This is a genomic window from Rhizobium sp. 768_B6_N1_8 (assembly GCF_051811225.1).
Taxonomy (GTDB): Bacteria; Pseudomonadota; Alphaproteobacteria; order Rhizobiales; family Rhizobiaceae; genus Rhizobium.
Genome location: NZ_JBPWPV010000001.1, coordinates 2,609,362 through 2,635,313, shown reverse-complemented (window position 1 = coordinate 2,635,313; position 25,952 = coordinate 2,609,362). Strand labels below are relative to the sequence as shown.

Below are 25,952 nucleotides of genomic sequence, written 5' to 3'. Positions count from 1 at the left end.
GGGCCGCGATGGCAGGCGATATCCGCATCGAGCCGATGAGCGAGGAGCATATCGAGGGCTTTCACCGGGTTCTCGATACGGTGGCGCGCGAGCGGAAATATCTGAGCCTTCTCCAGGCGCCCTCGCTGGAGGAGACGCGCAAGTTCGCGCTGGCCTCGATTGCCGCGGGCAATGTGAACCTCGTCGCTGTCGATGGCGGCGAGGTGGTCGGCTGGTGCGATATCCGCAGGCATTTCTTTCCTTCGCATGTCCATCGCGGCTCGCTCGGCATGGGCCTGCTTCCCGCTTATCGCGGGCAGGGACTCGGCCGCCGCCTCATCGAGGCGGCGATAGCGGGCGGGCGTGAGGTGGGTATGGTGCGCATCGAATTCGGCGTGCATGCCGATAATGCGCGGGCGATCCGGCTTTATGAGAGGGTTGGCTTCGTGCGGGAAGGGGTGAGCCGCGATGCCTTCTGCGTCGATGGCGAGTACACGGATGTCATCAACATGGCGCTGATCTTCCGGTAGGCGGCCATCACGCCGCAATGCCATTCTCATCACGCCTGATTACATAGTCGTGATCTCTGGCGGCATGATCTCGCCATCACATATTAGTGTGAAATTAGGATATTAGGAATCCGGCATAAGCTACCGATTTCATTACAGATATTTAATTTTATTTTCAGATTTCGTTCATTTTCGAAGACGTAGTTTCGGGGCGTGTTCAACACGAGGAAGCCCCATGAAAAAGATTTTTGCAGCTCTTCTTTCCGCCTCTTTCCTGCTCTCGCCGATCGTCGCATCGGAAGCAAGTGCGGCCGATCACCGCCGTCCGCCGGTCGTCGTCCACAAGAAGGTCGTCGTCGAGAAAAGGGTCGTCCGTCGGCATCACTGGTCCAAGGGTTACCGCATGTCGGCTGCCGAGCGCGGCCGCTACGGTGAAGTCCGCGACTACCGCCGCTACCGCCTGGCACCGCCGCCGCGCGGCTATCACTGGGTGAGGGCCGATAACGACTACCTTCTCGTCGGCGTCGCCACCGGCGTGATCACCAGCATCATCGCCGCCAATCGCTGAGCTCACGCAGGAACTCGAAAAAGGGGCGGCTTCGGCCGCCCTTTTTTGTTTTGTGAGGCTCGGCGTCCCACGACGCAGCGCTCAATGCCTAATCCTGCTTTCGCGACGAAATCACACGCTCGGCGATCATGCCGAGCAATCCCTTCGGCTTTGGCGCCTCACTCTCCGCATCCCCATAGGTCAGCGGATGCAGCCCCTCGATCGGCGGCAGCGGTTCGCACTCGATGCACAGGCACCGGTAGGGTTTGATTGCCGCTGCCCTCATGCTGCCTGCCGGCTCCAGCTGACGAACGGATCGGGCAGATTGCGCCAGCGCTCCGGCGTGAAGGCATCGCTTTCCACCAGACAAGCATCGAGCTCCCGCTTGATCCAGGCCTCATCCATCGGGTCGGCGCCGATGAAGACGATTTCCTGCCGGCGGTCGCCCCAGACGGGGTCGAGGTAGGGGCTGATGGCGCGCAGGAAGGCGGTTTCCTGCGGCCATTGCTCGCGCGGGACTGCCGCCCACCAGAGGCCCATCTTGCCGGTGCGGACGATGGCGCCCGCCTGGCTGACCTCGCCGACATGGTGCGGGCGGGTGGCGAGCCAGAAGAAGCCCTTGGCGCGCACCACTCCCGGCCAGGTGCGGTCGAGAAAGGCCTGGAGTTTTGCGGGGTGGAAGGGGCGTCTCTCGCGGTAGACGAAGGAGCGGATGCCGTATTCCTCCGTTTCCGGCACATGGTTCTTGAAGCCGTGCAGCTCCTTGTACCAGAGCGGATGGGTCTCGGCTTTATCGATATCGAAGCGGCCGGTGCCGAGCACATCCTTCAGCGATACCTTGCCGAAATCCGTCTCGATGATGCGGGCATCGGGGTTGAGGCCGGTGATGATCTTCCGGGCCGCATCGTGTTGCTCTTCGCTCGCCGTGCCGATCTTGTTCAGCACGACGATATCGGCGAATTCGATCTGCTCGACGAGCAGGTCGACGATCGTCCTTGTGTCGCCGTCGCCGGCGGTTTCGCCGCGGTCGGCGAGGAAATCGGCCGAGGCGTAATCGGCGAGCAGGTTGGCGGCATCGACGACGGTCACCATCGTATCGAGGCGGGCGACATCCGAGAGGCTTGCCTCATTCTCGTCGCGGAATTCGAAGGTGGTGGCGACGGGCAAGGGCTCCGCAATGCCGGTCGATTCGATCAGCAGGTAATCGAAGCGGCCCTGCTCGGCGAGCTGGCGCACTTCCTTCAGGAGGTCATCGCGCAGCGTGCAGCAGATGCAGCCATTGGTCATTTCCACCAGCTGCTCCTCGGTGCGGGAGAGATTGGCGCCGCCGTCCCGCACAAGGGCGGCATCGATATTCACCTCGCTCATATCGTTGACGATGACGGCGACGCGCATGCCCTCGCGATTCCCGAGAACATGATTGAGCAGCGTTGTCTTGCCGGCGCCGAGGAAGCCAGAGAGCACGGTGACGGGAAGTCTCTTGTCCATTGTAACCTCGCATAACGTTATAACGTAACATATGTATTTAACAAAAAAAGGCGGAACGGGGGTGTCGCCGCCTTCTTTCGCCGCAGCGCTCGCGGGGAGAGCTGCAAGTCAGGCAGGGCGCGGAGGCGCACTGTCACTGTTTCCTAGCGCATCCCGGGGGCAAGATCGGCGCCGATCTTCCGCCAGGCCCATGCATTCCGAGTGGCGCATGATCCGTATCGAAAATCGTTTCCGATTTTCCGGTCATGCGCTGGCAAGGCAGTTCTTCATGCTGTCGGCGATGCCGCGCATGAGGGTGAAGTAGAGATCGGGGCCTGCGGGCAGGGTGGCGGCTTCTGGGTCCAGCACGCCTGATTTCGCCTTGGTGCCCTCGATGACGACATCGACGAGGCGCGGTTCGAATTGCGGCTCGGCGAAGACGCAGGTGGCGCCGAGATCACCGACCTTCTTGTGGATCTCCGAGACGCGCTCCGCCCCCGGAATGGTCTCCGGGCTGACGGTGATCGAGCCGGCGACGCGGATATGGTAGCGGTGCTCGAAATACTGATAGGCATCGTGGAAGACGATGAAGGGCTTGTCCTTCACCGTCGACACCGTCGCGGCGATTTCCTTGTCCAGCTCGTCGAGCTTGTCATCCAGCGCCTTGGCATTGGCCTCATAGGTCAGCGCATTGGCGGGGTCGGCGGCAACCAGCGTGGTGGTGATCTCGGTGGCCATCGCCTTGGCATTCATGGGGTCGAGCCAGAGATGGGTGTCGAAGGCGCCATGGTCGCCGTGGTCGTGGTCATGATCTGCCTCGGCATGATCGTGGTCGTGACCGGCTTCGGCATGTTCGTCAGCGGAAGCATTATCGTGCTCGTCGCCATCATCGTGCGCCTCAAAGGCACCGCCTTCGCGGAAGGGCAGCTTCACGAGACCCGGCGCGTTGTCGAGCCGGGCGACAATGGCGTCGGAGCCCAGCGATTCTAGCGGCTTTTCGAGGAAGGCTTCGAGGCCGGGGCCGACCCAGAAGATCACCTTGGCTTCCTGCAGGGCGCGGGCATTGGAGGGTTTCAGATTATAGGTGTGCGGGGAGGCGGCGCCATCGACGATCAGCTCCGGCTTGCCGACGCCCTGCATGATGGCCGAAACCAGCGAATGGACCGGCTTGATCGAGGTAACGACGACGGGTGCATCGGCCGCCTGGAGGGACCCGGCGAAGAGGAAGACCGGGATTGCGAGGGTAAGGCCCACCGCCAGTTTCATCAGCATGCTCCGCTTGAATTGCAATTGTTATGTTATTACATCAATTGCGTTATGCTATAACGTGTGCAATAGCAGGACGCAACAGCACTTTCGGAAAATTTGATGCTCTCTCCCGCAAATAACCCCGCTGGCAGCGCCGCCGGTATCCGGGCCGAACCGCTGGTTTCGCTTGAGAATGTCGGCATTCGCCGCAGCGGCCGGTGGCTGGTGCGTGGTGTGGATTTCTCCGTTTCGCGCGGCGAAATCGTCACGCTGATCGGCCCGAACGGCTCCGGCAAATCGACGAGCGCCAAGGCTGCGATCGGCGTGCTGAAGCCGGACGAAGGCAGGGTGGCCCGCATTGCCGGCCTCAAGGTCGGCTATGTGCCGCAGAAGCTTGCGGTGGACTGGACGTTGCCGCTTTCCGTGCGCCGGCTGATGACGCTGACCGGGCCATTGCTCGAGGCCGATATCATGGCCGCGCTCGAAGCCGCTGGCATGGCGCATATGCTGGATGCGCAGGTGCAGCATCTCTCCGGCGGCGAATTCCAGCGGGCGCTGATGGCGCGCGCCATTGCCCGCAAGCCCGATCTTCTGGTGCTCGACGAGCCGGTGCAGGGGGTGGATTTCGCCGGCGAGATCGCCCTTTACGAGCTCATCAAGTCGATCCGCAATACGACCGGTTGCGGCATCCTGCTGATCTCGCATGATCTCCATGTCGTCATGGCGGAGACGGATACCGTCATCTGCCTGAATGGCCATGTCTGCTGCCGCGGCACGCCGCAGGCGGTGAGCCAGAGCCCGGAATATGTGCGTCTCTTCGGCAGCCGGGCAGCGCCGACGCTTGCCGTCTACAGCCATCATCACGACCATACGCATCTGCCTGACGGACGCGTGCTGCATGAAGACGGCTCGGTGACGGATCATTGCCATCCCGAAGATGGGCATCACCATGACCACGGGCACGATCATGCGCATTCGCACGATCACGCGGACGCTCATGCCCATGCGCACGCTGACGGGGATCATGCCCATGCGGAGGCTCATGCCCATTCGCAGAGCGGGGCCAACAACGGGGAGAACCGTCATGCTTGACGATTTCTTCGTGCGCGCCATTCTCGCCGGTGTCGGCCTGGCGCTGACGACGGGGCCGCTCGGCTGCTTCATCATCTGGCGGCGCATGGCCTATTTCGGGGATACGATCGCCCATTCGGCGCTGCTCGGCGTGGCGCTCTCGCTGCTCTTCGATTTCAACCTGACGCTTGCCGTCTTCGTCGTTGCCGCCGTCGTCTCGATCCTGCTGCTCTTCCTGCAGAAGCGCCAGGCACTGTCAGCCGATGCGCTGCTCGGCATCCTCTCGCATGCCACCCTTGCCATCGGCCTCGTCATGGTCGCCTTCATGAGCTGGGTGCGCATCGATCTCATCGCCTTCCTGTTTGGCGATATTCTGGCGGTTTCGACTGTTGATATCGCGCTAATCTGGGGTGGCGGCATCTTCGTGCTGGCGGCAATCGCCTGGCTCTGGCGGCCACTGCTCGCAGCCACCGTCAATCCGGAACTGGCGGAAGCCGAGGGCTTGCAGCCCGAGCGGGCGCGGCTGTTCTTCATGCTGCTAATGGCCGTCGTCATCGCCATTGCCATGAAGATCGTCGGCATCATGCTGATCACTTCGCTCTTGATCATTCCGGCGGCAACGGCGCGACGCTTCTCCTCGACGCCGGAACTGATGGCCATTCTCGCTTCGCTGATCGGCGCGGTCGCCGTCGTCGGCGGGCTCTTCGGCTCGCTGACCTACGACACGCCGTCCGGCCCGTCGATCGTGGTGGCGGCCCTCATTCTCTTCATTCTGAGCCTGCTTCCCGCCTGGCGCGGGCGCAGGGACCTGCAAGGACAAGGCTCATGAACGCACCTCAGCTCACCCGCAATCAGTCACTCGTCTTCGATGTGCTCGAAAAGGCCGAGGGGCCCCTCAGCGCCTATACGATCCTCGACAAGCTGCGCGACCAGGGTTTTCGTGCGCCGCTTCAGGTCTACCGGGCGCTGGAAAAGCTGCTCGAATATGGCGTCGTGCATCGGCTCGAAAGCATCAACTCCTTCGTTGCCTGCGCCCATCCCGGCGAGGATTGCCACAGCCACGGCATCGTCGCCTTCGCAATCTGCGAAAGCTGCGGCCAGGTGATCGAATTCCACGATCATGAGGTGGATCACCGGCTGATGGGCTGGGTACGCAGCCAGAAATTCAAGCCGGCGAAGACGACGATCGAGATCCGCGGTACTTGCGAGGCTTGTGCTGCGTGAAGCAGCAGCGGCAGCTGGGCATAGGGCCCATGCTTAGTGGATTGTCGTTTCGTCGGGACGGATAAAATCGGCCTGTCCGACCATCTTTATCGCTTCAGCGATCCGGTTTGCCATCTCATCGGCATCGCCGGAAATGGCATCGTAATTCTGCAGAAGATCGGCAAGGTTTTCCATTGCCTGCGACAGGCTGTTACCTTCCCCGTGGGTGATCGGCGAGGCGTGGAGCATATCGCTGAGCTTCTGCAGCAACTGCTCTATCTCTTCCCGCGTCATATCGTCGATTCCCTTGGTCTCAGCCACGACCGCCCCCAACGATCTTTCCAAAATCTGCTTGAAATTGCGATTGCTAATCACTTGCATTAGCAAAACATAATTGCGAGTTATTCGCAACGGAAAACGAAGCATTTGAGACGGCCATCGAAATCAGCAGCCCTCTTAAGCCTGATGTTCTCAGGCGGGCAGGGCCTCGCAATGCGCTGGGCCTTCTTTGAAAGGGACCTGCCTATGCCCCTACGGGGGCGAGTGCTGCGAGATGCAGCAAGTCTTCATTCTCTTCGGGCACACCCTCTGCAAGACGGGCGGCGGCGATGACTGGCAGCCAGGTGAAGATCTCGTCCGGAGATAACTCAGCCGCCTTTGCATAGATGACGACATAGGCTTCGGCGATTTCCGGGAGCACGCGGCGCATCAGTAGATAGGTGCGGCAGACATCGGCGGCCGGGTTGCCGCTGCAGGCGTCCAGCCAGTCGACGATCATGGCGTCGTCGCCGGAGCCCAGGATATTCCAGGGATGGAAGTCGCCGTGGCACACGCGGTCGCCGTCAGGCAGGGCGGCAGTCAGAAGAAGCAGTCGGTCGCACAGGTCCGGTGTCAGAAGTTCGGCGCTTTCGATATTGGCCGACAGCCTTGATTTCAGCGAGGGAAGGCCGGCGCCGGGTTCGTTGTGCAGGCGTTGGTGGAGCGTTGCCATCTCCTTGATGGCTGAGAGCGGCGGTTCCGGCATCATCTCATCGGCAAGGCTTAAGCCCGGCGCGCGATCCATCAAGAGGCCCCAGCGGCCGTGATAATCGCCGACGACGTGGACCCTCGGTGCGGGCAGCGAGAGCCGCTCGGCGACGGCCAGATTGGCGGCCTCGCGGAAGGCCGGGGCCTTCGGGCGGCCAGGCCTGTAGAGCTTCAGCGCCAGAGTGCCATGTTCATAGACTTCCGCTTCCTTGCCGGCGCCGAGCAGACGGCCGATTTCGCTCATGTCGGGCTCCCATTTCCCGGAGTGTCATCCAGAGCGATGTGGTGCTGATCTTTGTGGTGGGAAGAGGGAGGGTGAAGATGGCTCTGATTGTTCCGGTTGTGGAGACACTGTGTCTGCGCCGGCGGGCTTTATCCCGCGCCCAAGGCGTGGATGATGGCGGCAAAGCGGGGGCCATTGCTGATGTCCATGGCCGGGAATTGGAGTGTCATGACCATCAACAAGAAAAGCTCAGATGCGATCGCCTGCTGCGGCGAGGAAATCCTGTCGCGCGAACTGCTGCTGAGCGGCACTTTCGCTGACCTGATTGCCGGGGAGGCGCCGACGCTCCGGCTTTTGAGCGACGAGGAGCGGCGAGCGTCGCTCGCATCGATGCTTGCCGATCGGCCGGAGGGCGATGTCTGGATTTTCGCCTATGGCTCGCTGATCTGGAATCCGATCATTCTGAGCGTCGAAAGCCGGAAAGCCCGCATCGAGGGCTGGCGCCGGTCCTTCTGCCTTGCAACCGTCTCCGGGCGCGGCTCGCCCGACAATCCGGGCCTCGTGCTCGGGCTGGATGCGGGCGGCGCCTGCGACGGCGTGGCTTTACGTTTGGAAGAAGACGATGTCGTGCACGAACTGGAGATTTTGTGGCGACGGGAGATGGTGGCCGAGGCCTATATTCCGCGCTGGGTCGATCTGCTTGATGAAGAGGGCGCCCGTTTTGGAAGCGGCATCGCTTTCACCATGAACCCGCAGGCAAACACCTATGCCGGCGGCCTTTCCAGGGAAGCGACCGTTCAGCGGCTTGCGACGGCCGCAGGCAGCATCGGCAGCTCGGCCGACTATTTGTTCCGCACGCGTGACGGGCTGCGGGCGCTTGATATGTGGGACGAGCTTCTGGAAGAACTCGCCGTCGAGGTGGAAGAAGCGCAACGCAGGCTGCAGCAATTGCCCGCCGCGGACGTTTGATCAGCCGCGACCTAACCCGGCCTCGACCACATTGCCGATGTGCTGAAGGCCCCGCTGGAATAGCGGAGCCTTCGCAGGCTTGTCAGGCGGCGGAGCGCTCGGAAAGCGGGCGGCGGCGCAGGCCGGCGGTCTTGATGGCCGGGGTCTGGTAGTTGGCTTCGAGCGGACCGGTTTCGGTGCCCGGAGGGACAATGGCGTCGATCGCGTCGAGGATTTCGTCGGTCAGGCGCACTTCGGCGCCGGCCAGGAGATCATCCAGCTGTTCCATGGTGCGGGGGCCGAGGATCGCCGAGGTGACACCCGGATGGGTGGTGACGAAGGCGAGCGCCATGTGGGTGAGCTTGATGCCTGCCGACTCTGCCAAGGGAATGAGCTGCTCGACGGCATCGAGGCTGTTTTCGTTCGACATCTGCTTGGGGAAATAGGCAACGCGGGTGCTGTCAGGCTGGGCCGCACCCCGGCGGTAGCGACCGGTCAACATGCCCATGGCGAGCGGGCTCCAGACAAGGGCACCCATGCCGTAGCGTTCCAGGGTCGGCAGGACTTCGCGCTCGATGCCGCGATGGAGGATGGAGTAGGGCGGTTGCTCGGTGCGGAAGCGGGCGAGGCCGCGCTTTTCTGCGACCCATTGCGCCTCGATGATATCGGAGGCGGGGAAGGTGGAGGAGCCGATGGCGCGGATCTTGCCTGCGCGCATCAGGTCCGTGAGGGCCGAGAGTGTTTCCTCGATATCGGTATCGGGCGCCGGGCGGTGCATCTGGAAGAGATCGATGTAATCGGTCTGCAGGCGGCGGAGCGAATCTTCCACGGCGCGGTAGATCCAGCGGCGCGAGCTGCCCTGCTGGTTTGGATCCTCTCCCATCGGGATGAAGCATTTTGTGGCGAGCACGATCGTGTCGCGGCGACCCTTCAGCGCCTTGCCGACGATTTCCTCGGATTCACCGCGGCTGTACATATCTGCGGTGTCGATGAAGTTGATGCCGGTATCGAGTGCCTTGTGGATGATGCGGATGGAGTCGTCATGATCGGCATTGCCGATGGCGCCGAACATCATGGCGCCAAGGCAATAGGGGCTGACCTTGATGCCGGTGCGGCCTAGGGGACGGTATTGCATCTTCGTTTCCTTTAATCTGGCCATGCCCTCGCGGGCATGATTGGAATCTGGCAAAGTCCTGTTGAACAGGTTATAACAGCGCATCCGGAACGCGGTTCCGTTTATACGGAACAATGTTCCGCTTTGCAAGAGGTGTTGATGTGACTGACGGGATGGACAGCCCGGGTGAGGCGCGTGAGGCTGATGGCGGCCATGAAAGGCCGGTACGGGCGGATGCGCGGCGCAACCTCGATCTGCTGCTGAAAGCCGCATTGGATGTGTTTGCCACCTCGGGCGTGGATGCGCCGGTGCGCGAGATCGCGGAAAAAGCGGGCGTCGGCGTCGGCACGGTCTATCGCCATTTTCCCCAGCGCTCGGATCTCATCAAGGCGGTGGTGCGCAACGAGGTGGATGCCTGCGCCGGATCTGCCGCCACCCTTGCCGCCGAATATGAGCCGGGAGAGGCGCTGTCGCGCTGGATGCAGCGCTTTGCGGATTTCATAATGGCCAAGCGCGGCCTTGCCGCTGCACTCCATTCCGGCAATCCAGCCTATGAGGCGTTGCCGATCTATTTCGACCAACACATGATCCCGGCTCTGCAGGGCCTGCTGGATAGGGCTGTTGCGGTGGGGGCGGCACGCGGCGATGTGGAGGCAAGCGAACTCATCCGCGCCGGCGCGCAGCTTTCCAATCTCGGGCAGGGGGATGATCCGGCGGCGACGCGGCGGATGATTGCGCTGCTGGTGGATGGGCTACGTTATGGGGCGGGGGTGAAGAGGTGAGATCGTGCAGCGTGGCTAAAAGGATTGTCACGCCGCGTGTCGGTTCCATCGGATATTTCGATGATGACAGACAATGTTTCGACTACATCAAGTTTGCCACGGGACGCATGGCGTGTTCGCCGGATGGTAGCCGCTTGCCTGCTTGGCACGGCATGCGCTGTCTACATTCGGATCTTCGATTTTTGGCCATTAGGCGGAGGCGGTCTCGCTGGCGAATTGCGGGGTCTGCTCGACTTCCCGGGTTCTCTACTGCTGTTTCTGCCCACATATTTCATGGTTTTCATTTGGATTGTGAGCGCGATTGTTGCTTTTGTTCCGACGACATATTCGCCTCATGGCGAGCAACGTGATTGCCACTGCACTTGCTTTTGGTTGCCTTGCGACGGTGATCGCCTTGCCGATTTTCGATCCCTGGTTTTGGTACGTCGTCATCAATAAACCACGGCTTGAAGCTCTCGTTGCAGCAAATCAAGCCACCGGAACGAGCCCGAGATCTGCGATCATCGATGGGTGGGATGTATCAACCGGCTTCGCGGGGGTAAGCCCCAATCACTTTATCGCTTTGATTTATGATGAAAACGATGGGGCAGATATTGAAGTTTCCGATGCGATACGGAAGCATCTCTATAGCCATTTTTACAGGCGGGATACCTATCAGTGAGCGTCGGCCCTCAGATTTTAATCTCGTCGCCTGCGACACTGTCTGAGCACTATCCGAGGCCGGCGAGCGCATGACGTACCTTCCGTGCGTCACTTCTGGTTGGCCGGGGCCGCCTTCGGTTTCAGCAGGATGATGAGCAGCAACCCGGCGATGATGAGGGCCGCACCTTCGAGGTGGTAGCGCTGCAATTTCTCGCCGAGGATGAAATAGGCGAGCACGGCGATGAAGATCGTCTGGATGTAGAGGAGGACGCCGGCGCGGGCGGCACCGAGCGCCTCGATGCTGCGATTGAAGAGGTAATACATGACCGCGCCGCCGGGGATCGCGATATAGGCGAACGCGATGAGGCCGCTGACGTTCAGTGTGGAGCGTTCGTCGGAGGCAAGTTCGTAGAGATAGAAGGGCAGCGCCGTCAGCGCGGCGAAGCCTAGCAGCAGGACGAGCAGCGCTAGCCGGTTCAGATCGAATTTCGCCTTGCGCAGCAGCACCGTATAGAGGCTGAAGCAGAAGGCGCCGGCGACGATCCAGAGTTCGCCGGGATTGAGATCGAGGCGCAGCAGAGCGTCCGGGCTGCCCTTGACGATGATGACGACGATGCCGAGGAAGGCGAGGATCGAGCCGGCCACCTGCCAGCTTCCCATTGGCTCTGACAGCATCAGGCGGGCGAGGATCATGGTGATGATCGGGATCAACGCGATGATGATGCCGGCGGTGGTGGCGTCGGCATGTTCGAGGCCGACGAAGATCAGGCCCTGACAGATGGCAAGGCCCATACCGCCGATGAAAAGCAGTTCCAGGCCGCGCGCCCGTATCAGCGCAAGCATGTCGCCGAAATGGTGGCGCACGATCGGCAGCAGGATCGCGAAGGCGATGAGCACGCGCCAGAAGCAGAGCGCCCAGGGCGGCATTTCGGCGGAGACCCATTTGGCTGCGATGTAGACGCCGGCTGACAAGAGCCAGCAAAGGACACCTACGGAATAGGCTCCTGCAAGCGAACCGCCTGCGGCCTGTTCCGTCCCGACAGTATCACGATGGACTGCCAAGACATGTATCGCCATCGGCATGTTATGCCACAATTGACGGGCGCTGCACAGGTGAGGGCGGTGTGGTTTCGCCGTCTGCTTGCGCAGCAAGGCCGTCGGCTCAGGCCTTGATTCTCTCTCTCTCTTTACGATTGAGCGCGGCTCACAGTCGTTGCCGAAATCGCCGTCAAGGTCTCCGCATCACGGCCGTAGATGTCGTCGAAATAGTGGATGACGCCATCGTCTGTCGGCCATGCGGTGAAATAGGAGACGTAGACCGGAACCTGTTCCGGCACCGGCATGTCCTTCTTTGCACCGTCGGCGATCTGCTGATCGACGAACTCGACCGAGGTCTTCAGGACAGCGGCGGCCATCGCCTTCGGGTTTTCCAGACGCACGCAGCCATGGCTGAACATACGGTCCTGCGAGGCGAATTTACCGCGGGCGGGAGTGTCGTGCATGTAGATGTCGTGCGAATTCGGGAAGAGGATCTTCAGCTGGCCGAGCGCATTGTCAGCACCCGGCGGCTGGACGACGCCGATATTTTCGAGCGGCTGCGACCAGTCGACCTTGGCGGACGGCATCGTCTTGCCCTTGACCGAAACCACGTAGCCTTCCTTGTCCAGGTAGGCAGGATCGCGCTTCAGGTGCGGCAGCATCTCGTTGCGGATGATCGATTGCGGCACGCCCCAGTCAGGGTTGAATTCCACCGTCTTGATCGAGGCGTCGAAGAAATTCGTCTGGTGGTCCTGCTGGCCGATCACCGCTTTCATCGACAGTGTCAGCGTGCTGTTTTCATAATAGTAGGCCATGTAGGCCGGCTGGTTGATGAAGACGTAGCGCTCGGGGAATTCCTGCGGCAGCCAGCGCATTTCCTCCATGGCCACGATAACCTTGTTGATGTTGACGGCGCTGTCGCCGCCCTGGCCTGATGTGCGCAGGTAGTGCAGTTCGGCCGCGAGTTGGGCGAATTTCGGATTGCTCGGCAGCAGGCGGTCGAAGACCACCATCAGATCAGGCGTGGCCGAGAGCTGGGCGATCGTGCCCTTCAGATCGACGGGCTTGCGCTTGAAGTCATAGTAGTTCGACAGCTTGTTAGGATCGATGCGGCCCCGGAAATTGTCCTGAAGGAACATCAGCATCTTGGCTGAGAGGGAGGCTTCGAACTCGGCCAGCGCTTTCGCGCGGTCGCCTCCTTGAGGAGGGGCGACAGCATAATCGCCGGCATTCAATCCCCAGTCATCGGCCTGTTTCAGAAGGCTCAGGGCCTGTGCGGCTTTGGGGGTCGGTCCCTTGCCGTCGACCCAGATGAGCTTTGCCTTCGGCTGGGCGTAATAGGCCTCGACCGCATCGGCGATGTCGTTGTTCATCGAAACCGTCAGGCCGCCCATTTCATTCAGCACCTTGGCCTGATTGCCGCTGACTGAATCAAAAAGCGCCGACAGCGACGCGCCCGTATCCTGCCGGACGATATGCGCGGGGCGGCGGGCCGGAACCGTATAGTTGGGCTTCGGGCTGGCCTGCGTGACGGGCGGCGCCGGCAGCGGCTCGGCGCGCACGGCAATTGCACTTCCCGAGAGCGCCAGCAGACCGGCGAGCGGTGCAATCCAGCGGGAAGATGTTTTCAGCGGCATTCTGGCGTCCTTGAAACCTGATTGAAACACTGTCTCGCCGCGCAGTCTTGGGGCCAGCGCGTGCGGGCAGTCTGTGTGGGGGCATTGGCTGACTAAAGCGCCAACAATCGGGCAGAAGATGGGCATTCCCTGTGTGTGGCAAGCCCACTTAAGGCAGAAGTGGTTGGAACGAAATCACTTTTTCGACAGATCAGCCGTGATCCGTGGACACTTCTGCCGGCGATGCCTTGCGCAGCCGCTGCGACAGGAAATCGATGCAGAGGCGGACTTTGGCTGCGGCCAACCGGCTGTGAGGGAAGACGACGTGGATCGGGGCTGCGGCCAGCTTTGCGCCCGGCAGAACAACCTCCAGCGCGCCGCTGTCGATATCGTCCTTGATATCCCAGATCGACTTCAGCACAAGCCCGGCACCGAGAAGCGCCCAGCGATGGGCGAGTTCGCCATTGTTGGTCGTGAGCTTGGCTGTGACATTGGCGCTGCGCCCATCCGCAAAGGTCCAGTGCGTGTTGGGCGGGTCTCCGAAGGCGATGACGTCGTGGGCGAGCAGATCGTCGATCGTCTCGGGGCGGCCGCGGCGATCGAGATAGGCAGGGGAAGCGCAGATGACACGACGGTTGGGGGCGATCTGCCGGGCGATCAGGCTGGAATCGGACAGTGCGCCGAAACGAACCGCGAGATCGTAGCCGGCCTCGACGATGTTCACCAGGCCATCCTCGGTATCGAGATGGACGGTGAGATCGGGATGGGCCTGCTGGAATTCATGCAGGATCGGCGCGAGCCAGCGGCGGCCGAAGGCATAGGTGGCGGTTACTTTCAAAAGGCCACTTGCCGTATCCCTACCGCTCGTCGCCTCGGTTTCGGCATCGTCGATCTCGGTGAGGATTTTTGTGCTGCGTTCGTAGAAGCGCGCGCCTTCTTCGGTAAGAGATAGGGAGCGCGTCGTTCTGTTGACGAGACGGACGCCCAGCCTCTCTTCCAGTCGAGACAGCTTGCGGCTGACGACGGTCAGCGAGAAGTTCAGCTCGCGGGCCGCGCCCGAGAGACTGCCGGCCTGAACCACACGCACGAAGACGAGCATGTCGAGGAAATTGTCGCTCATACTCTTGCTGATATCGCAAGAGATAGTCGACAACAACACCTATTCCGGCAAGAGCGTTGTCGCGCTAGCTTCTCCTCATCGAAACCACGGCGGCATCGCCGCAAACTGGAGAGAGCAGATGATATCCCTGGCCAAACAACGCGTTCTCGTCGTCGGCGGAAGCTCCGGCATCGGCCTTGCCGTTGCGCAACAGGTTGCCGCTGCGGGAGCGGAGGTGACGATTGCCTCGCGCTCTGCCGACAAGCTTGCTGAAGCAGCCCGGTCGATTAGCGAGAAGGTCGAGACGGCAGTTCTGGATACGGGCGACAATGCCAGCGTCGAGGCATTCTTTGCCGCTCACGCCACTTGGGATCATATCGTCATTTCCGCGGCTCAGACGGCAAGCGGGCCGGTGCGCAAGCTTCCGCTCGATGATGCGGCGCGCGCCATGGACAGCAAGTTCTGGGGCGCCTATCGCGTTGCACGCGCTGCCCGCCTTGCCGAGCGTGGCACGCTGACCTTCATTTCCGGCTTCCTCAGCGAGCGCCCGTCTGCTTCGTCGGTGCTGCAGGGGGCGATCAATGCGGCGTTGGAATCGCTGGCGCGTGGTCTGGCGCTGGAATTGTCACCGGTTAGGGTCAATGCGGTTTCGCCCGGAATGATCGACACGCCGCTCTGGTCGAAGATGGATGAGGGCAACCGCAATGCGATGTTCGAGCGCGTCGCTGGCAGCCTGCCGGCAAAGACGGTCGGGCAGGCCTCCGATATTGCCAATGCCGTGCTCTTCCTGATGGTGACGCCTTTTGCCACAGGATCGACGGTACGTGTCGATGGCGGCGGGGCGATCGGGTGATGCCATGCAGCTCGACCATGTGACGTTACGCACGGCGGATCTGGAAGGGACAAGGCAGTTCCTGCAGGATCTGCTGGGGCTGACGGTCGGCTACCGTCCGGATTTCGGCTTTGCCGGCTACTGGCTCTACAGTGGTGATGGGCCGATCGTTCACCTCATTCCCGGCGGCGGCAGGGCTGTCGGCCGGGACGCAGAGACAATCGACCATATCGGCTTCCGCCTCGAAGGTTATGAGGCCTTCCGGCAGAAGCTCGACAGGAACGAAATTCCCTATTCCACCATGGATCTCGCCGAACTCGGCGAACGGCGCCTCTTCGTGCGCACACCTGGCGCCATTCTGCTGGAACTCGTTTTTCGCGAAGGTGGGATGTCTGATTGAACAACTCAGGGCCCATCGAGGACAATGCGTCGCGCGCGAATGACTGTCATCGGCGTTTTGTCCTGCCGCTGGCGGCACGGCTACTGCCAGGTCCGGCGGCGTTCGAGCTCGGCCTCGGACGGTTGATCGGACACGAACGAGCCGGTTTGGACTGCGCCGTTCCGCTCATAGGTCGCGACGACGATGCCGGTGCTCGACACCACCGATCTCGTGAGCTTGAGGGCACCCGGCGCCGCGCCGCCCTCGAACAGCCGCTTTCCCTTGCCGAGGAGCAGCGGGAAGGTCAGCACGGTCATTTCGTCGATCAGCTCGTTGGCAAGCAGGGTCTGGATGAGATTGCCCGATCCCTGGATGAGCAGGTCCGGCCCGTCCTCCGTTTTGATCTTGCGTAGAGCCGCGACTATGTCGGGTCCAAGCGATTGTGAATTCTGCCAGGTGAGGGTTTCAGGCCGATGCGTCGCGACATATTTCACAGCGGGATTGAAGGCCTTGGCGATGTCGTCGTCCTGATAGGGCCAGTAGGCGGCGAAGATGTCGTAGGTCCTGCGGCCGAGCAGCAGGGCAAAGGGCTTTGCGAAGAGCTCGCCGATCACGGATCCCATCGTGTCGTCCGCATAGTGGAATACCCAGCCACCAAACCTGAAACCGTTGACGGGGTCCTCGTCAGGGCCGCCGGGTGCCTGCATGACGCCGTCGAGGCTGACGAATGTGGAAGCGATGATCTTTCTCATGGGTGTCTCTCCTCTTGGTGATCCGCGCCATCAGGGCCAGATCTCGGCCTGAGGACGAAGCAAGCGACAGCATGCCGACAAATCCTGAGGAAATTTATGGGAGACTTGCTGGTCTGCATATGCGAGGTTCGCCGGGCGGAGCGGCTGGCGGCCTCAGTGGTGAGGTCCGCCTCCTGTCTTGTCTCACCATTGGACGTGAATGCGAGGGTGAAAATGCCTGATGTGACACGCCACCTCATCGATAGGGGTGACGGGGCAAGTGTGGAGCTTTTTCAAGCGCAGCCCGAGAGCCAAGCGCCTGCGGGCGCCATCCTGTTCGTCCACGGAAATCAGGGCGGCCGCCTCATCGGCGCGAAAGAGGCCGTCGATACCGGCACGCTGCTTCGGTTCTGTTCCGGTTTGAATATCACGGCGGCGGCGATCTCTCAGCCGGGCTTCGGGGCTTCAGATGGACCGGCCGATTTCTGCGGCCCCAACACCCAGCAGGCGATCATGGCCGCGCTCTCCTTCCTGCGGGAGCAGCCTTGCGTCGATCCTGGCCGCATCGTTCTCTATGGCAACAGTCGGGGAGCGATCGCCTCGGCCATGGTCGCGGCCCAGGTTCCCGATCTCAGAGCCGTCATCCTGCGCAGCGGGGTCTACGACCTCAAGGCTGTCTATGAGTCCAGTTCGAAAGGCTTGCGGTGGGCGATCGAGCAGGAAGCCGGCCTGTCGAACGAAGCCTTCCTGGCGCGCTCGGCCCTGCATCACGCGCCGAAAATCCGGGCGGAAACCTTGTTGCTGCACGGGAGGCTCGATGAGCGTGCTCCCGTTGCCCAGGCCGAGCTGTTCTCCGATGCGCTGTCCGACGCAGGGGTGTCGGTCATGCTCCACGTCTTCGAATGTGGGCACGAGATTCCCCGGGAATATGCGCAGGAGGCGCAGCGCTCGTTCCTGCAAAGGATGTTCGATCCGGTTGTGACGTACCATTGAGCCGTTGAGCGGCCTCAACAGTTAGCCCAGGCTGCGGAGGTAGGCGCAGAACATGTCCGCCATCGCGTCTGCGAAGGCTGAGATTTCGCTCTCGTCATGCGCGGCCTCGGAAAATTCCTTTCCGACCGTGCTCATCGTCGTCATGATCAGGTCTCCGGCCGTGGTCCGGATTGCGTGTGATGCATCGGGCAGCGCTTCGCGCATGAACTGCTCGATAATGGGGTCGTCAGCCTGTCGTGCCTCCTGCGCTTCCGGGGCGTCGCGATAGAGGGGTGCTGCATCGTTCAGCGCCACCCGGACGGCGGCTTCCTCGCATTCGGAGCGAATGAAGGTGTGGACGAGGGACCGCAGCCGGTCGAGGGGCGGGCGGGCGCTGTCGTTCAAGACTTCGCCCAAAAGATGCGAGGTCTGCCGCCATTCGTCGCTCTGCAGCCGGAACAGGATCGCGGCCTTGTTGGGGAAATATTGATAGAGCGAGCCGACACTGACGCCCGCTCTTTCGGCCACCCGGGCGGTCGTGAAACGCTGCGCGCCTTCCTGCGCCAAAACCTGAACAGCGGCCTGCAGAATGGCGTTTACAAGTTCGTTCGAGCGCGCTTGTCTCGGCGCTTTTCTTGAAGAAATTCCGTGGCTTGGACGATCGGCCATACCGGCGCTCCGCAAATGCGATTAGCGAATGCGACGGATTATTCGTATTTTCATTTCGAAAGCAAGCCATCCGAAATGAAGGATTTCTCTGATGAACACTCTCGCAAGCGCACCGCTCGCGCCACTTCTCGATCAGCTGTTTGCCGAGGCTGACAAGGCCGCCAGCCCGGCCATGGCTGCGCTCTCCCGCGATGAGCGGGAGCGGCTCATGCACAGCAAGACCGAGTATCTCGATTTCTACGAACGCATGAAAGACCTGTGGCTGCCCGTTTCGCGCCAGACCGGAGAACTGCTCTACATGCTGGCGCGCAGCACCAATGCCAGGACCATCGTCGAATTCGGCACGTCCTTCGGCATCTCGACGCTCTATCTTGCCGCTGCCCTTCGCGACAATGGCGGCGGGCGGCTGATCAGCAGCGAATTCGAGGTTTCCAAGGTCGCGCGGGCGCGACAGAACCTTGCCGAAGGCGGCCTTGGCGATCTCGTCGAGATCCGCGAAGGCGATGCGCTCCAGACATTAAGCACCGATCTTCCAGATAGTATCGATCTGCTTCTGCTTGACGGAGCGAAGTCGCTCTATCCGGAGGTACTGGCGCTGGTCGAAAGCCGGCTTCGGCCCGGCGCGCTCGTCATCGCAGACGATGCCGATTACTGCCCGCAATATCTCGACCATATCCGGTCGCCCGCAGGCGGATACATGTCCACGTCGTTTGCCGACGACATCGAGCTGTCGATTCGCGTGGCCTGACTTCGACTAGTTCCCGCACAACCACCCCAACTTCAAACAGGGCTGCCCGATGGGCGCCCGGCAATGGAGATCGTAGCAATGCACATATTCGTAACGGGTGCGACCGGCTGGGTCGGCACCGCCATCGTCGAGGAGCTGATCCGCGCCGGTCACAAGGTCAGCGGGCTTGTCCGCTCGATCGCAAAAGCAAAGGCCATTGCGATCATCGGCGCAAAGCTCGTTCCGGGATCGCTCGATGACCTCGACCTTCTTAGCGATACCGCCTCCAAGGCCGATGCCGTGATCCATACCGCCTTCAACCATGACTTCTCGAAATTTCTCGACAATGCGGCGCAGGACGAGCGCGCCATCCATGCGCTCGGAAACGCGCTTGCCGGATCGGATCGTCCGCTCATCGTCACATCCGGCCTGTTGGGCTTTCCGCTGGGTGCAAAGGAAGCGGACCTGCCGAACCCGGCATCGCCTCGCAAATCGGAAGCCGCCGCCCGGGCACTTGCCGGGCAGGGGATACGCGCGGCCACGATGCGGCTTGCCCCAAGCGTGCACGGCATCGGCGACCATGGCTTCATCCCGATACTGGTGCGCATTGCTCGTGAGACCGGCGTGTCCGCCTATCCGGATGACGGAAGGAACTGCTGGTCGGGTGTGCACCGGCTGGATGCGGCCCGCCTCTACCGTCTGGCGTTGGAAAGCGGCGTGACCGAAGCGGCCTATCATGCAGTCGCCGATGAGGCAGTGCCGTTCCGGCAGATCGCCGAGGTGATTGGACGCCAGCTCGGCCTGCCGGTGGAGTCTCGCCCTCACGAACATTTCGGCTGGTTTGCCAATATGGCGGCGACGAACATGGCGGCTTCCAGCGCCCATACACGCTGGTTGCTCGGCTGGCAGCCGACCTGCCGAAGCCTCATCGATGATCTCGACCAGCCTGGCTATTACGCGCGCTAGGCTCGCCGGAAGCGTTCAATGCCCGCCCATCGGCTGTCCCTCAGGCTGGTTGGGCGGGCGTCTCACGTAAAGGGACGCCGCCACGGCCGCGAGCGAAATCAGCGCGCCGACGAAGAAGGCGGACTGCATGCCGCCGACGGCTGCCGTTGCGGCATCTGCCTCCCCTTGAGTCAGGATACCGGCGCGCCAGGTCATGATGGCGACGTAGAGCGTGGTGCCGGCGGCGCCGGCGACCTGCTGGGTGGTGCCGATGATGGCGCTGCCATGGGAATAGAGTTTCGGCGGCAGCGAGCCGAGGCTGACGGTGAAGAGCGGCGTGAACATCAGGGCAAGGCCGATGCTGAGCACGATATGGATGGCAAGCACCACCCAGACCGGGGTCGTCGTGGAGATGAAGGTCAGGCTCCACATCACGCCGCTGAACAGGATGGCGCCGGGGATGACGAGGCGGGCAGGGCCGTAGCGGTCGAACAGCCTGCCGACGAAGGGGGCGCAGAGGCCCATGATCAGGCCGCCGGGCAGAAGCAGCAGGCCGGTCGTGAGCGTCGTCTGGCCGAGCACGGACAGAAGATAGATCGGCAACAGGATGAAGACGCCGAACATCGACATCATCAGGATCGCCATCATGCCGGCGGCGATCGTGAAGGTCTTCGTCTGCAGGGTGCGCAGGTCCAGCAGCGCCCGCTCGTGCTTCTGGAGATGAAGCTGCCGCCAGACGAAGATGGCGATGATAGCGGCACCAGCGACAAGCATGACGCGGGGATCGAGAGGCGTCGCACCCGCTTCGGGCGCTCCGAGCTCGCTGATGCCGAAGACGAAACTGCCGAAGCCGATGGCCGAGAGTACGACCGAGATAACATCGAGCGGCGCCTTCGACGGCACGGTGACGTTTTCGATTTTCGAGGCGCCGAGCGCGAGAGCCGCAAGCGCGATGGGCAACACCAGCAGGAAGAGCCAGCGCCAGTCGAGTGAAGAGAGGATGAGGCCCGAGATCGTCGGGCCGATGGCGGGCGCCACGGATATGACGATCGAGATATTGCCCATCGTCTTGCCGCGCGAATGCGGCGGCACGAGATTCATGATCGTCGTCATCAGCAGCGGCATCATAATCGCCGTGCCCGAGGCCTGGACGATGCGGCCGACGACCAGCATGGGGAAGCCGGGGGCAAGGGCCGAAACCAGCGTGCCGGCGGAAAAGAGCGACATGGCGAGGATGAAGACCGGACGCGTGTTCAGCCGCTGCAGGAGATAGCCAGTCACGGGGATGACGGTGGCCATGGTGAGCATGAAGGCCGAGGTCAGCCATTGGGCGGAGCTTGCCGGAATCTTCAGATCGGCCATCAGGTGCGGGATCGCCACACCCATGATGGTTTCGTTGAGGATGACCACGAAGGCGGAGACGAGCAGCAGGCCGATCACCAGCCTGTTGCGGGCACTATGGTCTTCGACCGGCAGTTCGGCCTGTTCTTCGATCTCTGAAAGCAAGGGTTCACTGGTCATGGTGTTCCTATATCCATATCTGAAAGAAGGAATTCTGCCTTAAGACGAAAGTGCCGGGCTGATTGCGACACCGGATACGCATATTTCCTATGTCTTTATGCTGTCGCTTGGATGCAAGGCGATTTTTAGCGGAGGCGCGTGGAATTCGGGTGTGTTTTGTGAGGGAAGGGCGCTGCTCTGTCGGGTTTTTCTCTACTACGTCGTTTCGATTCGATAGGGTGTGCCACAGCACAACGCAAACCGACATCCTGCATCGGCTTACTGCGCCGCAGGCAATCCCCATTCTTCCAGCGAAAAGGCTTCGGCTGGCAAGCGCATCTCCGAGAGAGCGACAGGGCGGCGGCGGAATGATGTGGCGGTGTAGGGGAAGGCCAAATTCATTCCGCTGATATCAAGCTTGAGCGGCAGCCCGTCGCCTGTGAGGCACTCGCTGTTTCCGGCGTCCTGAACTCCCGGCATCAAATCAAACCATTCGCAGGTCTCGCCGAGGATTGTTTCGCTCTTGCCGAGCGCTGCCTTTCCGGTTGCCTCATCGAATTTCAAAGGCGGGGAGCCGTCGTCTGCTGGACGTCCGGCCATGAGCCTGCGATAGCCGCTTGCCTGCCGATAGGAGATGCCCTGATCTTCGCGCTTGCTCCAGATCCCGATGCTGACGGAGCCGCCGCGGTCCCGCTGTTCCCGATAGTACCAGGGATAATGCCGCAACAACCGCATGGTTGAGCCGCCTACGCTCTCCAGCGTGATGTCGAAATCGGGCTGGGAGGGATCGGTATTTTCGCTGCGGATCGGTTTGAGCCAGAATTCCGGAGTCAGGATTTCCGATGGCGGATAGATCTCCGCGGGAGTGACGGGGCGGCGGTGGAGCCTTGCAAGGCGGGTGTGGTAGAGCGGCACGTCATTCGGGGTCAGCAGCCTTGTTTCGATGACGATGCCATCCTCGGTGGCGCAGTTTTGCTCGCGGGCGATGAATGTTCCGGGCGAGGGCGGCTTGCTCGCCGTTTGGAGCCATGTACAGTGCTCGCCGGCAATGGTCGAGACTTCTTGGAGTGGTTGAGGCGTTTCTGTCTTCGTGGCATCCGGTTTGCGGTCGCGAAGAAGAAGCTCCAGGAACGTGATCTCACCATCCGCCTGCCTGCTCCAGCGCAGAACGGGATCGTTCCTATCAGGCCCGAAGCCGATGCTGGCCCGTCCACCCCGCAGCGTCTCGCTCAGAAACATGCCGTCGTGATGGATAATCGTGACGGTCGGATCGACCTGGACTCCGTTCTTGTCGAGCGCCTGCATGACGGCGACATAGTCCGGCTGGAGCGGGGAGACATCTAGGTTCGACTGCGCAACTGCGGCCTTCGTTAAGGCCATGCAGGCGATTGCGCCAATGATTGCTGCTGTCTTCATTGTTTCTCGGGTCTTCGAACCTGTGCGCGTCATCGCGCCGCCGGCAGCAGATGACGGTTTTGCCGAGAAAATCAATGCGGTCTATGTCTTTTGCCTCGATGGACGCCCGTCAATGGATGCCGATCAATGGACAATGGTCAGCGCGGCGATGCCCGCTTCGTCTGCGGCACGCAAAAACGCTTCCCGGAATTGTTCCGGTGCAACGTCTCCACAGATGGCGTCGATGCAGGCTTTGACGGCGATCATATATTCCTCGCCATCATCGAAAGGCCAGTCCCGGATCAGCAGGTATGCGGCGTCGCCGAGCGTACGCACGACGGTGTGCGTTTCCCGACCGCGCAAAACCAGCCCGACCGGCGCGAATGCCGATGACGTGTTCCAGTTCATTGTCCTCGACCCCTCAAGGCACGGAGATTGAGACCCTCCAACACACTATACGCGTGAATTATGAAATTCGGAATTGCGGAATGCGTGAATGTTGAGCACGTGACTTATTTGCCGCGGGCAAAAGAAAGGGTGCTCTACGACCTGATGTCGGAGCGCCCTGTGGCTGCATCGGCGTCAGTTGCGGCGGAGGCCGATGGCAAGCAGGTTCAGAAGACCGCATTTGGAACGAAATGGCAACGCCCGGTGCCGGACTGCGCCCGTATGCGGCCTGCAATCCACAGGGTTTCCACAGCTTATCCACAGGTGCGGCCTAATCTCCTCCAACGCTTTCAACGACATATGCCCGAAAGCAATCCCGCTGCTCCAGATGGGTGATGTGACCGCCAGACGACACCGGGAATATCTTCAGGGCAAACTGCCCGAAAGGCCACAATGCCGGGCTATGGTGGCCCTCCCTCCTGGAGCGCTAGGCGGCGGACGCTCGGAGGTGGGAGGCGGCAGGCGTGCATGAGGGCCTGCCGCCTTCATCATCAGGCGTTTGAGACAAATCGGCGGATTTCAAGAAGACTTTCGAGGCTCGCGCCGTCGCAAAAAAAAGACCCGCTCACTTGGGAGCGGGCCTCAGGGGTGCCCGGAGTCGGACGGGCATCGGCAAAAAACGGTCAATCAGATATAGGCCGCGGCATCGACGCTCCAGGTATCCGGCATCTTCGACGTCGCAAATCTGCTGTCGTTTGCAGGACGGGCGTGCTGACGGGCGGCAGCGTCGAGCAGGGCCGCAAAGGATGCCAGGCTGATCTTGTCGGCGCGAAGCATCTGGCGGATCAGCGGATCTCTCAGCATTTCCGATGGGGTCATCTCGTGCATGGTATCCTCCAGGAATTGGTTTCCCAACGCTCAAAGCATCTTAAGTCCGTATTGCTATCAATGCATGTCGCGACGATGGCGAAAAGACGGTAAATGAGGTTCATTCGGGTTAGCTCCAATGTGGGATTGGTCTGCCATTTTGTCGGATGCTACCGTAGCGCCTGCGAAGTGAACCGTAGGGGAGGACGGGCGTATGGAAGCAAGACACGGGGAAGCAAGAATGTTCGACGAGATCATCGTGGGTCTGAACACGCTCGAGGCTGAGATCGCCACGATCAACACCAAGCCCCTGCCTCTCATGGATCTGAAATATGCTGAGGCCGAATTGAAGGCCAGGCCCGCAAAGGTGCGCAAGCGCCTCGGCAAGACGAGAACGGCGAAATCCAACGCGTGACATCACGCTTTGGCAACGCAATTTTGACCATGAGCGTATTTTCTGACGTTCACTCACATTTTGCCGATTGCATGTCGCTGGGAAAACCGCTTTCTTGTGATCCACACCCCTAATTTAGAGATATCCTGACCGCAATGAACCGTTACGACATCGAGCGCCGGAACGGCGACGACTGGACTGTCATCGACCGGCTGACGGGCGCACCCGTGCCGCATCTGCCGGAAAAACTCGGAAGCAGGCTTGAAGCCCAGGCGCTTGCCGATTTTCGCAACCGGCTGGCCATCCCGCAACAGGAGCGCATTCGCTCCCGCCTCGATACGCTGCGGCTCGCCTGGCAGGCGCTGACGGGCAAGCGGACGCGCTAGAGCGACGCGCGTCGCTACCAGCGGAGGATTTTTCTGCCCAGCAGGAATCCGACTGCCGTCGCCACCAGGATGCCGATCGAATACCATGTCGCCAGAAACAGCGGGCTGTCGTCGGGGCAGTGCCAGGCATAGATGGCGGCCGCAATGCCGCCGGCGGCAAGACCTGCCACCGCACCCGCCGTGCCCGGATTTTCAGGGGCGCCCTGGCGGACCGAATAGAGGATGGCGGCAAGCGGCGCGATCGAAAGGGTCGGCACGTAGAACAGGCAGAAGGCGGAGAAATGCCCCTCCATGCTGCTTGCCCAGTTCGCCTGCGGCACGACGAGGAGTTCGGTGGCGATGCCGGCAATCAGAACTGCCAGCGGCAGGATGAGCGTCAGGGCCGCCGAGCGCAGCGAGACGCCCGGTTTGCCGATCCGGAAGGCGAGGCGGGTGGCCGTCACGGCGATCAGCAGGGTGGTGCCGAGCTTGAAAAGGACCCGCGGCGTCGCGATCATCTCGGCCATGTTTCTGCGGATGCCGATGGTGGAGATGAGAAGTGCGGCTGAAATCACCACGCCGATGACCAGTGCGATCATGAAGACGCGGCCAAAGCGGATGCGGACGCGCGCATCCTTTGCCAGCATGTTGATCAGGTCATCCGTTTTCACGCGTGTTGCTCCGATAGAGGGCCGCCAATCCTTTGAGCGCCCTGTGCAGCGCCACTCGCACGGCGCCTTCCGTCATCTGTAGCCGCTCGGCCGTTTCGCGGATACCGGCGCCGCCGAGCGAGATCGACCGCACGATTTCGCGCTGCGGGTTGCGCAGGCCTTCCAGCATGCGGTCGACGTCGATGCGGTCGGCGCCATCCTCCTGGTGGTCGGCTTCCAGCGTTTCCATCACGTCCTCGATCGGCACGCTGACATGGCGGCCGCGCCGGCGCAGGCTGTCAATCAGCTTGTTGCGCACGATGGTGGACAGCCACGGGCCGATCGGCCGTGAAATATCCCAGGTTCCGCGCTTCAGGTGTACTGCCAGCAGAACTTCCTGCACCACGTCTTCCACCTCGCTCGGCGGGGCACCGAACTGGTCGCAGCGCCTGCGCGCAATCGAACGCAGATAGGGTGTTACGGCCTTCAGGAAACGGTCATAAGCCAGCGCGTCGCCGGCGATTGCCGCGCGCATCCAGGCTGCCCATTCCTCTTCGCGGGCCGAATATTTCATCCGCTACTCACCTCTACGCACGGGGCCACGTGTTTGTTACCGTCATCCTGAAA

General features: G+C 61.6%; 32 protein-coding genes. 15 read left to right on the top strand and 17 right to left on the bottom strand.

Annotated elements, in window-relative coordinates; genetic code table 11:
• The first annotated feature begins 8 nt into the window (after positions 1-8).
• On the top strand, positions 9-509 hold the full coding sequence (locus AB8B33_RS13635; protein ID WP_439015791.1) for a GNAT family N-acetyltransferase: 501 nt from the start codon (positions 9-11) through the stop codon (positions 507-509).
• 214 nt (positions 510-723) lie between these two features.
• Complete coding sequence (locus AB8B33_RS13630; protein WP_439015790.1) at positions 724-1,056, top strand: RcnB family protein; 333 nt, start codon at positions 724-726, stop codon at positions 1,054-1,056.
• An 88-nt stretch (positions 1,057-1,144) separates the two neighbouring features.
• Here the strand turns inward: AB8B33_RS13630 and AB8B33_RS13625 are convergent, their stop codons facing one another.
• The 3 genes from AB8B33_RS13625 to AB8B33_RS13615 all read right to left on the bottom strand — a co-directional run bounded on the left by AB8B33_RS13625 (position 1,145) and on the right by AB8B33_RS13615 (position 3,768).
• Positions 1,145-1,321 carry a hypothetical protein gene (locus tag AB8B33_RS13625; RefSeq protein WP_310387356.1) on the bottom strand — a complete coding sequence of 59 codons (177 nt, stop codon included), beginning with the start codon at positions 1,319-1,321 and terminating at the stop codon, positions 1,145-1,147.
• Positions 1,318-2,523 (bottom strand): zinc metallochaperone GTPase ZigA, encoded by a 1,206-nt coding sequence (gene zigA / locus AB8B33_RS13620; protein ID WP_439015789.1) that lies wholly within the window; start codon positions 2,521-2,523, stop codon positions 1,318-1,320. Before zigA ends, AB8B33_RS13625 begins: the two co-directional genes overlap by 4 nt.
• 243 nt (positions 2,524-2,766) lie before the next feature.
• Positions 2,767-3,768: a zinc ABC transporter substrate-binding protein gene (locus AB8B33_RS13615; RefSeq protein WP_439015788.1), complete on the bottom strand. Its 1,002-nt coding sequence runs from the start codon at positions 3,766-3,768 to the stop codon at positions 2,767-2,769.
• Between the two features lie 102 nt (positions 3,769-3,870).
• Between AB8B33_RS13615 and znuC the strand changes: the two genes are divergently transcribed.
• Genes znuC through AB8B33_RS13600 form a run of 3 tightly spaced genes read left to right on the top strand, consistent with a single transcriptional unit; the run spans position 3,871 to position 6,045 of the window.
• Positions 3,871-4,842, top strand: a complete 972-nt coding sequence (gene znuC / locus AB8B33_RS13610; protein ID WP_439015787.1) for a zinc ABC transporter ATP-binding protein ZnuC — start codon at positions 3,871-3,873, stop codon at positions 4,840-4,842.
• The gene (gene znuB, locus AB8B33_RS13605) at positions 4,835-5,650 is read left to right on the top strand and encodes a zinc ABC transporter permease subunit ZnuB (RefSeq protein ID WP_113320639.1); all 816 of its coding nucleotides are present in this window, start codon (positions 4,835-4,837) and stop codon (positions 5,648-5,650) included. Before znuC ends, znuB begins: the two co-directional genes overlap by 8 nt.
• On the top strand, positions 5,647-6,045 hold the full coding sequence (locus tag AB8B33_RS13600; RefSeq protein WP_007814087.1) for a Fur family transcriptional regulator: 399 nt from the start codon (positions 5,647-5,649) through the stop codon (positions 6,043-6,045). The genes znuB and AB8B33_RS13600 overlap by 4 nt, the downstream gene beginning before the upstream one ends.
• 33 nt (positions 6,046-6,078) lie before the next feature.
• On the opposite strand, the gene AB8B33_RS13595 is transcribed toward AB8B33_RS13600, so the two are convergent.
• Both AB8B33_RS13595 and AB8B33_RS13590 read right to left on the bottom strand, forming a co-directional pair.
• Entirely contained in the window at positions 6,079-6,345 is a 267-nt protein-coding gene (locus AB8B33_RS13595) for a hypothetical protein (protein WP_439015786.1), read from the bottom strand.
• A 202-nt stretch (positions 6,346-6,547) separates the two neighbouring features.
• Positions 6,548-7,294 (bottom strand): phosphotransferase family protein, encoded by a 747-nt coding sequence (locus tag AB8B33_RS13590; protein ID WP_439015785.1) that lies wholly within the window; start codon positions 7,292-7,294, stop codon positions 6,548-6,550.
• A 207-nt stretch (positions 7,295-7,501) separates the two neighbouring features.
• Between AB8B33_RS13590 and AB8B33_RS13585 the strand changes: the two genes are divergently transcribed.
• Positions 7,502-8,242 (top strand): gamma-glutamylcyclotransferase, encoded by a 741-nt coding sequence (locus AB8B33_RS13585; RefSeq protein WP_439015784.1) that lies wholly within the window; start codon positions 7,502-7,504, stop codon positions 8,240-8,242.
• An 82-nt stretch (positions 8,243-8,324) separates the two neighbouring features.
• Here AB8B33_RS13585 and AB8B33_RS13580 read toward each other — a convergent pair whose 3' ends face one another.
• Positions 8,325-9,356: an aldo/keto reductase gene (locus tag AB8B33_RS13580; protein WP_113323930.1), complete on the bottom strand. Its 1,032-nt coding sequence runs from the start codon at positions 9,354-9,356 to the stop codon at positions 8,325-8,327.
• Positions 9,357-9,508: 152 nt separating this feature from the next.
• Here AB8B33_RS13580 and AB8B33_RS13575 point away from each other — a divergent pair, with 152 nt between their 5' ends.
• Complete coding sequence (locus tag AB8B33_RS13575) at positions 9,509-10,117, top strand: TetR/AcrR family transcriptional regulator (RefSeq protein ID WP_439017250.1); 609 nt, start codon at positions 9,509-9,511, stop codon at positions 10,115-10,117.
• A 334-nt stretch (positions 10,118-10,451) separates the two neighbouring features.
• The gene (locus tag AB8B33_RS13570; protein ID WP_439015783.1) at positions 10,452-10,778 is read left to right on the top strand and encodes a hypothetical protein; all 327 of its coding nucleotides are present in this window, start codon (positions 10,452-10,454) and stop codon (positions 10,776-10,778) included.
• Between the two features lie 89 nt (positions 10,779-10,867).
• Here the strand turns inward: AB8B33_RS13570 and AB8B33_RS13565 are convergent, their stop codons facing one another.
• The 3 genes from AB8B33_RS13565 to AB8B33_RS13555 all read right to left on the bottom strand — a co-directional run bounded on the left by AB8B33_RS13565 (position 10,868) and on the right by AB8B33_RS13555 (position 14,566).
• Positions 10,868-11,836: a DMT family transporter gene (locus AB8B33_RS13565; protein ID WP_439015782.1), complete on the bottom strand. Its 969-nt coding sequence runs from the start codon at positions 11,834-11,836 to the stop codon at positions 10,868-10,870.
• 110 nt (positions 11,837-11,946) lie between these two features.
• Positions 11,947-13,434, bottom strand: a complete 1,488-nt coding sequence (locus AB8B33_RS13560; protein WP_439015781.1) for a L,D-transpeptidase family protein — start codon at positions 13,432-13,434, stop codon at positions 11,947-11,949.
• A 190-nt stretch (positions 13,435-13,624) separates the two neighbouring features.
• On the bottom strand, positions 13,625-14,566 hold the full coding sequence (locus tag AB8B33_RS13555) for a LysR family transcriptional regulator (RefSeq protein WP_439015780.1): 942 nt from the start codon (positions 14,564-14,566) through the stop codon (positions 13,625-13,627).
• 85 nt (positions 14,567-14,651) lie between these two features.
• Between AB8B33_RS13555 and AB8B33_RS13550 the strand changes: the two genes are divergently transcribed.
• On the top strand, positions 14,652-15,365 hold the full coding sequence (locus AB8B33_RS13550) for an SDR family oxidoreductase (RefSeq protein ID WP_439015779.1): 714 nt from the start codon (positions 14,652-14,654) through the stop codon (positions 15,363-15,365).
• 4 nt (positions 15,366-15,369) lie between these two features.
• Positions 15,370-15,744, top strand: a complete 375-nt coding sequence (locus AB8B33_RS13545) for a VOC family protein (RefSeq protein ID WP_439015778.1) — start codon at positions 15,370-15,372, stop codon at positions 15,742-15,744.
• 80 nt (positions 15,745-15,824) lie between these two features.
• Here the strand turns inward: AB8B33_RS13545 and AB8B33_RS13540 are convergent, their stop codons facing one another.
• Entirely contained in the window at positions 15,825-16,475 is a 651-nt protein-coding gene (locus tag AB8B33_RS13540) for a dihydrofolate reductase family protein (protein WP_439015777.1), read from the bottom strand.
• A 213-nt stretch (positions 16,476-16,688) separates the two neighbouring features.
• Between AB8B33_RS13540 and AB8B33_RS13535 the strand changes: the two genes are divergently transcribed.
• Positions 16,689-17,447, top strand: a complete 759-nt coding sequence (locus tag AB8B33_RS13535; protein ID WP_439015776.1) for an alpha/beta hydrolase family protein — start codon at positions 16,689-16,691, stop codon at positions 17,445-17,447.
• 21 nt (positions 17,448-17,468) lie between these two features.
• Here the strand turns inward: AB8B33_RS13535 and AB8B33_RS13530 are convergent, their stop codons facing one another.
• Positions 17,469-18,095: a TetR family transcriptional regulator gene (locus AB8B33_RS13530; RefSeq protein WP_113323904.1), complete on the bottom strand. Its 627-nt coding sequence runs from the start codon at positions 18,093-18,095 to the stop codon at positions 17,469-17,471.
• A gap of 91 nt (positions 18,096-18,186) precedes the next feature.
• Here AB8B33_RS13530 and AB8B33_RS13525 point away from each other — a divergent pair, with 91 nt between their 5' ends.
• Both AB8B33_RS13525 and AB8B33_RS13520 read left to right on the top strand, forming a co-directional pair.
• The gene (locus tag AB8B33_RS13525; protein WP_439015775.1) at positions 18,187-18,843 is read left to right on the top strand and encodes an O-methyltransferase; all 657 of its coding nucleotides are present in this window, start codon (positions 18,187-18,189) and stop codon (positions 18,841-18,843) included.
• A gap of 78 nt (positions 18,844-18,921) precedes the next feature.
• Complete coding sequence (locus tag AB8B33_RS13520) at positions 18,922-19,788, top strand: SDR family oxidoreductase (protein ID WP_439015774.1); 867 nt, start codon at positions 18,922-18,924, stop codon at positions 19,786-19,788.
• Positions 19,789-19,803: 15 nt separating this feature from the next.
• On the opposite strand, the gene AB8B33_RS13515 is transcribed toward AB8B33_RS13520, so the two are convergent.
• The 4 genes from AB8B33_RS13515 to AB8B33_RS13500 all read right to left on the bottom strand — a co-directional run bounded on the left by AB8B33_RS13515 (position 19,804) and on the right by AB8B33_RS13500 (position 23,937).
• Positions 19,804-21,288 carry a DHA2 family efflux MFS transporter permease subunit gene (locus AB8B33_RS13515; protein ID WP_439015773.1) on the bottom strand — a complete coding sequence of 495 codons (1,485 nt, stop codon included), beginning with the start codon at positions 21,286-21,288 and terminating at the stop codon, positions 19,804-19,806.
• A 258-nt stretch (positions 21,289-21,546) separates the two neighbouring features.
• Positions 21,547-22,683 carry a hypothetical protein gene (locus tag AB8B33_RS13510; RefSeq protein ID WP_439015772.1) on the bottom strand — a complete coding sequence of 379 codons (1,137 nt, stop codon included), beginning with the start codon at positions 22,681-22,683 and terminating at the stop codon, positions 21,547-21,549.
• Positions 22,684-22,806: 123 nt separating this feature from the next.
• Positions 22,807-23,070 carry a DUF982 domain-containing protein gene (locus AB8B33_RS13505; RefSeq protein ID WP_007817636.1) on the bottom strand — a complete coding sequence of 88 codons (264 nt, stop codon included), beginning with the start codon at positions 23,068-23,070 and terminating at the stop codon, positions 22,807-22,809.
• A gap of 666 nt (positions 23,071-23,736) precedes the next feature.
• Positions 23,737-23,937, bottom strand: a complete 201-nt coding sequence (locus AB8B33_RS13500; protein ID WP_439015771.1) for a hypothetical protein — start codon at positions 23,935-23,937, stop codon at positions 23,737-23,739.
• Between the two features lie 220 nt (positions 23,938-24,157).
• On the opposite strand from AB8B33_RS13500, the gene AB8B33_RS13495 reads away from it, so the two are divergent.
• On the top strand, positions 24,158-24,331 hold the full coding sequence (locus AB8B33_RS13495) for a hypothetical protein (protein WP_310387318.1): 174 nt from the start codon (positions 24,158-24,160) through the stop codon (positions 24,329-24,331).
• A gap of 134 nt (positions 24,332-24,465) precedes the next feature.
• On the top strand, positions 24,466-24,696 hold the full coding sequence (locus tag AB8B33_RS13490) for a hypothetical protein (protein ID WP_113323897.1): 231 nt from the start codon (positions 24,466-24,468) through the stop codon (positions 24,694-24,696).
• A 14-nt stretch (positions 24,697-24,710) separates the two neighbouring features.
• Here AB8B33_RS13490 and AB8B33_RS13485 read toward each other — a convergent pair whose 3' ends face one another.
• Entirely contained in the window at positions 24,711-25,346 is a 636-nt protein-coding gene (locus AB8B33_RS13485; protein WP_439015770.1) for an NrsF family protein, read from the bottom strand.
• Positions 25,333-25,899, bottom strand: coding sequence for a sigma-70 family RNA polymerase sigma factor (locus AB8B33_RS13480; RefSeq protein ID WP_439015769.1), 567 nt, complete (start codon positions 25,897-25,899; stop codon positions 25,333-25,335). Before AB8B33_RS13480 ends, AB8B33_RS13485 begins: the two co-directional genes overlap by 14 nt.
• Positions 25,900-25,952 lie beyond the last annotated feature (53 nt).